We start from the raw sequence: 11,610 nt of genomic DNA on the forward strand, positions 1-11,610 counted from the left end.
GAGTTGGTGCTGTTAGGGTTACCCTTGCGATGCCCAGTTAGTGTTATTCAATACAATCATCTTGTGTCCTCTTCGTTGGTTAATAAATAAGTGAGTTAATTAAGCCAAAAGAGTATAGCCGCCCTTTTTTAAAGAGGGTAGCTATACTGCAAAAATATTAACTTTGTTTTGTGATGCGCTCTTCCATAATCTGCGAATACGTGTTGGCTTTTAAGCCGTATATGATTTGGACATGACGATCATCCAATATCACGACGCCATGCGCGCCATGATTCTTGAGTGCGTTCTTATCGATGACGGACGTCGCTCTGAGGGTAAGACGCAGCCGAGTCGCACATGCACCAGTTTCTAGCAGGTTCTCTATGCCCCCAATGGCGTCAATGATCGTATCGACGTCTTGTTCGACATTGGGGTTGGTATGAGTTAGGAAATTGAAAAATTGCTTCAGCACTGACTTAACCGTCATTTGAAGAGTCTTCGGTCGTTAGTTTTGAAATGGCTTCAACAATCGGTGCCGGTGAGAGCGTATGCGGTACTTTAGTGATTAACGTGCCATCCGGCTTCAAGAAGTAAAAGTAAGAGCTATGATCCAGCGTGTATTTTAGTTCTGAGCCTTCCAATTCTGTCTTGCGGAAAATGACACCATAGTTGTGTGCCAAAGGTGTCGTTACATCAAGTGGTGCCGATAGGCCTTCAATCATTGGATGGAAGTAATGGGCATATTTTGCTGATGCATCGGCCTCATCACGCTCTGGGTCTAAAGAAATGAACATCGGGCGTAGTTGTGCTTTTTGCGCGTCGTCAATTTGATTCAGTGCTCCTGCCAGCATTGCAAGAGAAGTTGGGCAAACGTCTGGGCAGCGAGTAAAGCCAAAATAGACGACTCGGATGCGAGGGTCATTCACATCGAAGATATTGACGGCTTGGTTATTTTCCCCAAACAATACCGTTTGTTGAGAGGTGGAACTGTCCACTTGCTCTGGCTTCGTTTTCTGATTATCTAAATAGCTCTTTACGCCAAACCCGAGTGCGAAAGCAGCTACGAGAAATAGGGACCAATTGTGGCTCATAACGATTCCTTATCTTTGCATTTTTATAGCAGGGTAAACGGTATTCTCTCCATCACTGAGTTCACCAACCCAAGTCATTGCATCCTCCGTGCAAACCGGGAGAATGATGTCACCTTGATATTGGCCAGGAGCGATTTGCTTCAGCAAAAACTTAGGCTCACCCATCTCCATTTCTCTTCCTGAAAGACTTAGGATGAGTTGCTTAGCATCGCTTGTATGCCACTCAACATTTAGAGTGGTAGGAACCAAGGGTTGAGCAGTTTCTGAGTTTAGCGTCATCGTAACATTTTCTTGGACGCAAGAGGTTGTAGAGAGAAAGCAGTATTCATCTATTGACTTGCTTTGAGTGGAAGAAGAAAAGCTTTTTATTAGAGTCGGGGCATAAAATCCCGCAACTAATGCGGCTGAAACAGCGGCGATTTGTAACAGTTTCATTAAGGTTCAGCATTTATCACTTAACATTACGAGCATCGTAGCACAGATGCGCCGCTCGCCAACTCGTGACCTCGGTAAATTGTGCGTTATACCTCGGTGACCAGCTTCCTTATAACGCGACGGACTTTATTGCATCAAATACAGCAGAGTTTTCAATTGAGATGTTTTGCCCTTAGCCAATAAATAAAAACGGAGCCAATTGGCTCCGTTTTTATTTGGTTCAGTATGTGTTTGATACCAAAGTTATTTATCTGAGTCTGCGAATTTCTCTAGACCTAAAACCAGAGCAATGGCTGCAAGCATCATCACGACAGCAAGTACTAACTGAGAAGGTTGTGATGTCACGTGTTCAAATTCAAATGGTGATAGGTTGTGCTGTAGCAATGGCACTTGTTCGCCCTTCGAATTGGTGCGCCAAGTGATGGTTTCTTTCCATGGCCAAATCTTTGGCAACGTACCAATCATTAATCCAGTCAAAAACATCAGGGTGAAATCACGGAACTTGCGTAGTAACCACGACAATAAGTGAGAGAAGGACAGTAAACCGATCACGCAGCCAGACAAAAATAGCGCTAATGTATCGACTTGAAAACCTTTCACTGCGGCTAATACAGGAGCATACATGCCAATCAGCAGCAAAATAAAACTGCCAGAGATACCCGGCAAGATCATCGCACAAATCGCGATAGCTCCAGCGAATAAGGTATTAATGGCCGTTGGTTCCATGTGTAAAGGTTTGAGCACAGTAATACTATAAGCAAACCCGACACCAACGAGCAGAATGACAAAGCGGACAAGATCGCGTTGCTCAACCTGACGAATAATGTGATACACAGAGACCAAAATCAGACCAAAGAAAAATGACCAAAGTGGGATCGGGTGTGTGTCAAGAAGCCAAGTAATCAACTTTGCTAGCGTTGCAATACTGGTGAAAATGCCGGCAAACAGAGCGATAAGGAAGAATCCGTTGATGTGATTAAACGCGGCTTTAACCCCTTCTTTTCGCCAGATAGAGAAAAGTGAGGGGTTAATGCGTCGAATGCTTTCAAGCAGCGTATCGTAAATACCAGTGATAAACGCGATGGTGCCGCCAGATACACCAGGTACAACATCTGCTGCACCCATGGCGATTCCCTTGAAGAAAGTAATTAAGTAGTTCATTGCTCTAATGCTAAGTCGTTTCGATGGCAGAGAGTATACAAACATTGCGATGAAAAAAGTATGAAATAGTGCTGTAACTACTTGGTTTTATATCCAATCTATTGCCTATCTTTATTACCCGCCAAGAGACAATGCCGCCGTAACGAGCTTTTAATGCTTGGTTTACATTTTTGAGATGATTAACTCTACTATCAATTATCAATCTTGGTTGCATTATGCAATTGCAATTTGCATTATAAAATTGCATTTTGATAATTTGCGCGTGAATAAATCCAGCTTATATGAGATCTTGTGCCCAAAAATAAGTCTTTGCATTTTGGCATGATTAATGCATAATACTGCTCGACCCTTCTTAAGCCGAGGGTCACCTAGCCAACTGACGTTGTTAGTGAATACAATTTGTTCACACTAAATATAAGCCAATCGCGATTATTGCGGTTGGCTATTTTTTTATATGAACAACGTTACTTACGTGCTTTGCAAATTGCACTTCTCTTTCTGTCAGTCATAAAAAAGGGCTGACGTGTTACGTCAACCCTTGTGTTTTACTTTACGTTTTAACCCGTTTATCTAGCAGTTCAGTATCCCATTAACTGTAGCAAATTTTCAGCTGTCACAATGGCTTCTTTACGATTAGCAATATTAAGCTTTTGGTACAGGTTGCGAATGTGGGTTTTAATTGTCGTACCTGCCACATCCAGCTCTTGTGCGATTTGCTCGTTACTAAAGCCTGAATAAATCAGCCCCAGAACCTGCCATTCGCGTTGTGTTAATGGGCTAGTACGTACTAGCTCTGGCACATTAGGGTGATTCACCAACTTTTCAATAAAGTCTTCATCAAAGTGAATCGACCGGCTACGTTGATTCGATGAAATGTCCTTCATTAACTGTTGAGCACGGTGACGCTCAAGATCGCCCAGTTCATGGCGGAGGCTCAACTTCTCCAGCAGACCGCCAATGGTTGCACCATCAATCAGGAAGTTTCCGACCATGCCAGTTTGGTTCGTCATTACTAATGCTTCTTTTAACAGAGCCTTGGCTTGCTCCTCATCTTTTTGGCGAGCAGAAAGGACCGCTTCAACCACTAAGTTGCGATTAGTATCTGTGATTAGGTTAGTGCGACGAGCTTCACCTTGGAGAAAATCTAACGCAGCACGAGCGTCGGTATATTGGCCTAAGTTAATGTGGGCGCGAGCAATGTTACGCCATTGCAATTGAGAAAAGTGGTTGCATGCCGATTCAGGACGAACCGCAGTGTTGAGCCATTCTTGCATTGCATCGGTATTCCCGCGCGCTTGCCAAAATAGAATCAACGATAGTGAAGCGTTTGCAGTCCAATCTACGTGATAAGTCGACTGTTTCATCAAGTGCTGTATATGCTCAATGAATTTACCTGCTTTGTCTAATTCACCGCGTCCAATCGCAATACGCGCCAACATCGAATAGCTATGTAAGTGCTTGCTTGGTGAATGGTTTTCGAGAATTTGCAGACCTTTGTACGCGCATTCTTCCGCTTCATCAAGTCGGTTCCAGCACCAAAGTACTTGCGCGCGAATACGCAGCAAAAATTCATGAAGAGGAACATGCTGAAGCTGCTGATCTTCAATCAGACGGAATGCGGAATCTTGTAGTTCAAAGGCAGCTTGCACGTAACCTTGTGCAATTAAAATCTCGCTTTGCTGCAATATTGCCCATAACGCTTGGTGATATACCTGATACTGACGAGCTAGCTTTTCAGTTTGTTGCATCATCGGCAAAGCACGGTCTAGTTTACCTAGCACGTGGTTAACTTCACCAACAACCGAAGTCGCCACAATTCGGCTACGGTAAATTGTGTTATCAAGTTGGCTAAGCGCTAACTCCGCTAATTCGAGAGCTTTTTCTGGTTGGTTACTGTTGATAGCCACTTGAGCAAGCAACGCGTTTGCTTGACCTTGATAATGAATATCTAACGCAATGTTACGCTTTTTGTGTTCCTCTTCCGCTTCTTCAAGCAGGTGGCCCACTTGGTTATAACGATGCTGACTTTGAGCCAACCATGCTCGGAGCATCGTAAGTTTTGGGTGGCTGAACAACAGATCATCGTCCAACTTGTTAATTGAGCTTTCCAGTGTGCTGAGTTCGCCTTGGTTAAACATCTTCCAGCCGAATTCGTTTAGGATCTCTACCACTAAGTCCTTATCATTCGATTTTTGTGCATGATGAATCGCTTGGTGTGGTGCTTTTTGTTGTAACCAAGCGATAGCAGCATTGCGGTGGAGATCTTTTTCTTGCTGAGGAATACGAGCTTGGCGCTCATGAGATAAAAACTCGCCAAATAAGTTATGGAACCGGAACCAGTTCTGTTCCCCTTCGAGCGGGTAAATAAATAAGCCGTAACGGTTAAGCGATTCAATCATTCCCAGTGCGTCTTCGCGTTGGGTAAGGGCAAACACTAACTCATCATTGAAGTGGTCAAGCACGGATACTTGCATTAAAAAGTGACGAGTTTCGTGATCGAGTAAGTCAAACACTTCTTCGACCAAGTAATCCCACAAGTGCGCGTGATTGAACTGCGATACCGACTCTACAGTTTGTGCCAATGTGCGGTTTTGATGTTGGGCTTGTAATGCGATCAACTGCATCGCCGATGGCCAACCTTCAACATAGGTTCTTAGGCTGTTCGCCATGTCTTCATCAATACCATCGGCGATACGCTGGTTAAAGAAGCGAGTGGTTTCTTCGGTATCAAACGCCAACATCTCGTTGCCGATTTCGATCATTAAATCACGAACACGTAAGTTTGCAGTGCCCAGAGGCGGCGCTGCACGACTGGTTACCACAACGGTGAGGTTGTCTGGCATGTGCTTTAAGAAGAAACGCATGGATTCATGGATTTCATCATTCGTGATTAAATGGTAGTCATCAAGTACCACGTAGCACTCTTGATGAAAGTCAGCCATTTCAGCGAATACTTCGCTAAATAGGGAGCGTAAAGACGAGATCTGACGTTTTTCCGCCAGTTTTTGTGCGTTAGCGCAACTGAAGTTGGTGGCTTTGTTTAATGCTTGAAGCAGATAGTTTACAAAGCGAAAGCCGTCGTTATCGCTGTCATCAATGCTGTACCAACCGACGTTTGGCTTATCGGATAGCCACTGCGCTGCCATTGTCGTTTTTCCGTAACCTGCTGGGGATCGGAATAAAACCAATTTGTAGTAAGGCGCTTGCTGTAGTAAGTCCAACACTCGTGGGCGCACGATGGCATTGTGCAGGCGTCCTGGTCGAGTAAGCTTAGATGGAATCCACATTAGTAGTTATGTCCTTATTTATGTATACCCAAATGACAGCAACGTGATCATTCTTGTAAAGCCCCCTTGAAAGCCGTCTTACTGAATGATGTCATCAGCATCAAAAACACTGTTTGAATGCCGGATAATGTCGCTACTGTTGGGGCTTGCGTCCGTCTGAAAAACCATTCCATACGGTCACTTAGATATAAAAGCTAGCTAAAACTAGAAATAACTCACATCGCCTAATTCTAGTTTGTATAAAAAGCGTACAATCCTGTGAGCTGAGTGGGATGTTACGACATCAGAAATGTTCGTTACTTTGATCCACTTCCTAATTCTCAAGGGTTGATGGATTTACCATCAACTACGCCCTTTATTTGTGATTGTCGTCACTTAAATATCGTTTGTTTCGTTAGCGTTAAGATCGCGTTGCACATAGATTACGAAAAGTTCTTCTACGCTGACCGAGTTAATGTGACCGATATTACAATTTTCACATCATCAGATGAGTGGACTATAAAAAGCGTCATGAACGGGTTTTAACCTTTCTCACATTCCATTGTGATCAAAATCACTAAGAACTGGTGCAAAGTTCACTTTGTTGAGATTTGGATCACTAACCTAGCAATGGTACCCCCTCTACGCCCTCAGCCCTCCTCCTTCAAAGGATGAGAATTAGGAGGATGTTTATTCACAGAGGTAAATGCACGATGTATGGCAGATGAATTACCAAAAGACGTGAGAATTTCGTAATGAAACCTACTCAACAAAAACAATTTGACAAGAAGTCGTTCCAAGAAAGCGTAAAGAAACACCTATCTGTAACTTACGCTCATACGATTGAAAACGCAGACAGCCGCGCATGGTACCTAGCAATGGGGCATGCTCTGGCTGAATTTACTACTCTAGATTTGCTTGCGACAGAAGAAGATCCACGCATTAAAAGTGCGAAGAGCGTTAACTACCTTTCGCTAGAATTCCTTATCGGTCGTTTGACGGGTAACAACCTAATCAGCATGGGTCTGTATGAACAAGTAACAGAAGCAATGGCTGAACTGGGTTACAACCTAACTGATCTGCTAGAAGAAGAGCGCGACCCATCATTGGGTAACGGTGGCCTTGGTCGTCTGGCTGCGTGTTTCATGGATTCATGTGCGGCACAAGAATTCCCAACTGTCGGCTATGGTTTACATTACGAATACGGTCTATTTAAACAGTCATTCAAAGATGGTCGCCAGCAAGAAGCACCTGACGCATGGCGCGGTGTAGAAGGCTACCCTTGGGAAATTGCGCGTCCAGAACTTGCGCAAGAGATCGGTTTCTACGGTCACGTTGAAGTGATTAACGAGAACGGTAAAGAGGTTCGCAAATGGGTACCAGGCATGACAGTAAGAGCAATGCCTTGGGATCTTCCAATTGTGGGTTACGAATCAGACACGGTTTACCCGCTACGTCTTTGGGAATGTCAGGCGATTGCACCATTTTCACTAGCAAGCTTTAACAATGGTGATTACTTCGAAGCTCAGCACGCACTGATCGACGCAGGTAACATCACTAAAGTGCTTTACCCGAATGACAACCACGAGAAAGGTAAAACACTGCGTCTAATGCAGCAGTACTTCCACTCAGCAGCGTCTGTACGTGACATCCTACGTCGCCACGAAGCTGCGGGCTACTCGCTAGCGGATCTACCTAAGCAAGAGACTATCCAGCTTAACGATACACACCCAACGATTGCGATTCCTGAACTAATGCGCATCCTGATGGATGAAAAAGGTTTAGCTTGGGAAGCGGCTTGGGAAATCAGCTCTAAGACATTTGCGTACACCAACCACACGCTACTTCCAGAAGCACTAGAGACATGGCCAGAGTCGCTAATCCAGCACCTGCTACCACGTCACATGGAGATCATTTACGAGATCAACCACCGCTTCCTACAAGACGTACGTGCAATGTGGCCGGGTGATGTCGCGAAGCAACAGAAGCTTTCTATCATCGAAGAAGGTTTCCACCGCATGGTTCGCATGGCAAACCTATGTGTAATCGGCTCTTACGCAGTAAACGGTGTAGCAGCACTTCACTCTGAATTGGTTAAGAAAGACCTATTCCCAGAGTTCCACGAAATGTACCCGACACGTCTACACAACGTAACGAACGGTATTACGCCACGTCGCTGGTTGAAGTTCTGTAACCCAGGTCTGTCTCAGCTTATCACTGAGAAAGTCGGCCCAGAATGGCCAGCGAAACTAGAGCAACTTGAAGGTATTGCGAAGTACGCTACTGACGCGACATTCCAAAAAGAATTCATGGCAGTGAAGAAAGAGAACAAAGAACGCCTAGCAACTTGGGTGAAAGAGAACATGGGTATCGAGCTCGATACTAATGCAATCTTCGATGTTCAAATCAAGCGTCTGCACGAGTACAAACGTCAGCATCTAGACTTGCTACACGTACTGTCTCTGTACCATCGTATTCTTAATGAACCAGGTTTTGAGTGTACGCCACGCGTTGTGTTCTTCGCAGCAAAAGCAGCACCGGGTTACCACCTAGCGAAAGAAATCATCTTCGCAATCAACAAGATTGCAGACAAGGTGAACAACGATCCTCGCATCGGTAACAAGCTGAAAGTGGTATTCATCCCTGACTACCGCGTGAGCATGGCTGAAATCATTATCCCTGCGGCTGACGTTTCTCAACAAATCTCGCTAGCGGGTAAAGAAGCATCAGGTACAGGTAACATGAAGATGGCGCTAAACGGTGCGCTAACTATCGGTACAATGGATGGTGCAAACGTTGAGATTCGTGAGGAAGTAGGCGATGAGAACATCTACATCTTCGGTCTAGATGTTGAAGGTGTGAAAGCGCTGAAAGCTCAAGGTTACAACCCATTTGATTACTACAATGCGGATCACTTACTCAAAGCGTCAATGGACTTGCTATTGGGTGAAGAGTTCACACCAGGCCAACCGGGCTTACTGCGTGCCACATACGACAGCCTACTAGACGGCGGTGACCCGTACTTATGTCTTGCGGACTTTGCATCTTACGTGAAAGCGCACGAAGACATGAGCGAACAATATAAAGATCAAGCTGGCTGGGCGAAGAAGGCCATTCTTAATACCGCCCTTGTTGGCAAGTTCACGTCAGACCGCTCAATCCGCGACTACGTGAACAATATCTGGAAACTTGAAGCGGTGAAACGCTAATAGAACCTAGTTAAGACCAAGGTAGCCAAGCGCTACCTTTGGTCATTTTCCAAAAGAAGTTATTGATAACAATAAAACCCTACATGGAAGGTGTTGGTATTACCTTCGGAGAAAGCGATGAAAGAACAAACAGCATTAAAGAAAGTCGCGGAAATGGCGAGATTGGCTGATAGCTATGTCAGTGCTTGGGGAGATGAGGCGAAAGTGTCTGAGGAGACGCTACGCCGCTTGCTCGCTTCGCTTGGCTACGATACTAGCAGTGATGAAAAACTACTGGCTTCTGCTGAAAAGAAACATAAAAAAGACGTACTAGCCCCTGTTCTTGTTTTACGCGACGGCGAACCAGTCGAAGTGGAACTAAACCTAGGTACGAGTGCTCGTGAGAGTGAATTCAGCTGGCGTTTAGAAACAGAACAAGGAGAGGTACTTGAAGGCTATCTTCAGTCCCAAATTGTTCGTGATGAGCGTGCTGAGGGTGGCCCTCTAGTGTTTGCATTGCCAAAGAACTTGGCTTGGGGTTATCACAAACTGATCATCAGTCGTAAGCGTCGTAAAACACCTTACGAGATGTCATTGATCATTACGCCGAAAGCGTGTTTCAAACAAGACGATCTAAACCAACACAAAAAGCTATGGGGTCCTAGTATCCAGCTTTACACACTGCGTACTCAGCATAACTGGGGCATCGGTGATTTTGGCGACCTAAAACAACTGGTGAGTGATATTGCCTCTCGTGGCGGTGACTTCATTGGCTTGAACCCTATTCACTCGCTGTTCCCTGCGAATCCAGAAGGGGCAAGCCCATACAGCCCGTCTTCTCGTCGTTGGTTGAACATCATGTACATCGACGTAAGCTCTGTACCTGAGTTCGCGCTAAGTGCAGAAGCACAACAACGTGTCGGTAGTGCAGAGTTCCAACAACGTTTACAAAAAGCGCGAGACTCTCATTGGGTGAATTACACCGAAGTTTCGCAACTAAAAATGAGCGTTCTTCCGTTGCTATTCAGTGAGTTTAAAGCTCGCCATTTAGACAAGAACACTGATCGCGCTCGTGCCTTCTTGGACTTTGTTGAAAAAGGCGGCGACAGCTTGCTACACCAAGCTGCATTCGATGCACTTCATGCTGATTTACATGCAGAAGATGCAAACATGTGGGGCTGGCCAGTATTCCCTGAGAAATACCGCACATTCGACGCAGCCGGTACTCAGAAGTACATTAAGGACAACCAAGATCGTGTTCACTTGTACATGTACCTGCAATGGATCGCAGACGATCAAATCAAAGAAGCGCAAGCGCTAGCCGAAGAAAAAGGCATGGCTGTGGGTTTGTACCGCGACCTTGCGGTTGGTGTTGCAGATTCAGGCAGCGAAACATGGGCTGATGAAGGCGCGCTAGTATTGGATGCAAGCATCGGTGCACCACCAGATGTACTTGGTCCACTAGGCCAAAACTGGGGTCTGCCTCCGCTTAACCCTCAGGTTTTAGAAGCGACTGGCTACGACGCTTACATCAAATTGCTACGTGCTAACATGAAGCATTGTGGTGCATTGCGTATCGACCACGTACTTGGCCTGCTTCGCCTTTGGTGGATTCCAAAAGGCGAGAAAGCGACAGAAGGCGCATACCTGTACTACCCAGTGGAAGACATGCTAGCAATCCTAGCGTTGGAATCTCACCGTCATCAGTGTTCTGTAATCGGTGAAGACTTGGGTACTGTACCTGATGAAATCGTTGATATCCTTCGTGACGCCGGTGTTCACTCGTACAAAGTCTTCTTCTTCGAAACATCAAAAGACGACGGTGGCTTTATTTCTCCGAAGCACTACGCTGAGCAATCTATGGCTGCGCTGTGTACGCACGATATGCCAACACTACGTGGTTTCTGGCACTGTGATGACTTGAAGATGGGGCGTGAGATTGGTCTGTACCCTGATGAACAGCAATTGGAAGGCCTATTCGCTGACCGCTTGAAGTGCAAACAAGGCATTCTAGACAGCGTTCGCTGGCATGGCTATTTGCCAGAAGGCATTGGTCATGATGCTCAGTACGTGCCAATGGATTCATACCTAAGCGAAGCGCTGCAACTGCACGTAGCCGCGGGTGACTCTGCACTGCTTAGCGTTCAGCTTGAAGACTGGCTAGAAATGGATCAACCGGTCAACATTCCTGGCACGGTGGATGAGTATCCAAACTGGCGTCGTAAATTGTCGATGAACCTAGATGAAATCTTCAGCCGTGAAGATGTGAATCGTATTTCTAAACGCCTTACTGAAGTTCGCGCACAGGCGAGTAAGTAAGATGCCTAGAGTGACGTAGATGGACGAGCTGATTACCAATTTTGTTAGCTCAGAGGTACGAAAGTTCCGTCTAGGTCACTCATTCCTAAAACACAATCCGTTAGGATGAAGTACCGTTATTATGCCCGCGACAATAGCGGGCATTTTTGTATTTTGACGCCGTTTACGCAA

Annotated in this window: 7 protein-coding genes; 2 read left to right on the plus strand and 5 right to left on the minus strand. The window is 45.5% G+C overall.

The window, feature by feature from the left end:
- Positions 1-157: 157 nt before the first annotated feature.
- From R7M72_RS05840 to malT, 5 genes are all read right to left on the minus strand, one after another.
- On the minus strand, positions 158-466 hold the full coding sequence (locus R7M72_RS05840; protein WP_005384641.1) for a PTS transporter subunit EIIB: 309 nt from the start codon (positions 464-466) through the stop codon (positions 158-160).
- Complete coding sequence (locus R7M72_RS05845) at positions 456-1,070, minus strand: SCO family protein (RefSeq protein WP_005384635.1); 615 nt, start codon at positions 1,068-1,070, stop codon at positions 456-458. Before R7M72_RS05845 ends, R7M72_RS05840 begins: the two co-directional genes overlap by 11 nt.
- A 9-nt stretch (positions 1,071-1,079) precedes the next feature.
- On the minus strand, positions 1,080-1,505 hold the full coding sequence (locus R7M72_RS05850; RefSeq protein ID WP_025768641.1) for a hypothetical protein: 426 nt from the start codon (positions 1,503-1,505) through the stop codon (positions 1,080-1,082).
- Between the two features lie 243 nt (positions 1,506-1,748).
- Positions 1,749-2,666, minus strand: a complete 918-nt coding sequence (locus R7M72_RS05855; protein ID WP_031778872.1) for a DUF368 domain-containing protein — start codon at positions 2,664-2,666, stop codon at positions 1,749-1,751.
- Positions 2,667-3,244: 578 nt separating this feature from the next.
- The gene (gene malT / locus R7M72_RS05860; protein WP_005374834.1) at positions 3,245-5,953 is read right to left on the minus strand and encodes an HTH-type transcriptional regulator MalT; all 2,709 of its coding nucleotides are present in this window, start codon (positions 5,951-5,953) and stop codon (positions 3,245-3,247) included.
- Between the two features lie 734 nt (positions 5,954-6,687).
- On the opposite strand from malT, the gene R7M72_RS05865 reads away from it, so the two are divergent.
- Complete coding sequence (locus R7M72_RS05865) at positions 6,688-9,141, plus strand: glycogen/starch/alpha-glucan phosphorylase (RefSeq protein ID WP_005374836.1); 2,454 nt, start codon at positions 6,688-6,690, stop codon at positions 9,139-9,141.
- Between the two features lie 117 nt (positions 9,142-9,258).
- Entirely contained in the window at positions 9,259-11,439 is a 2,181-nt protein-coding gene (malQ, locus tag R7M72_RS05870) for a 4-alpha-glucanotransferase (protein ID WP_005374838.1), read from the plus strand.
- Positions 11,440-11,610 lie beyond the last annotated feature (171 nt).

Source organism: Vibrio sp. YT-18, from assembly GCF_033337345.1.
GTDB classification, from domain to species: domain Bacteria; phylum Pseudomonadota; class Gammaproteobacteria; order Enterobacterales; family Vibrionaceae; genus Vibrio; species Vibrio alginolyticus.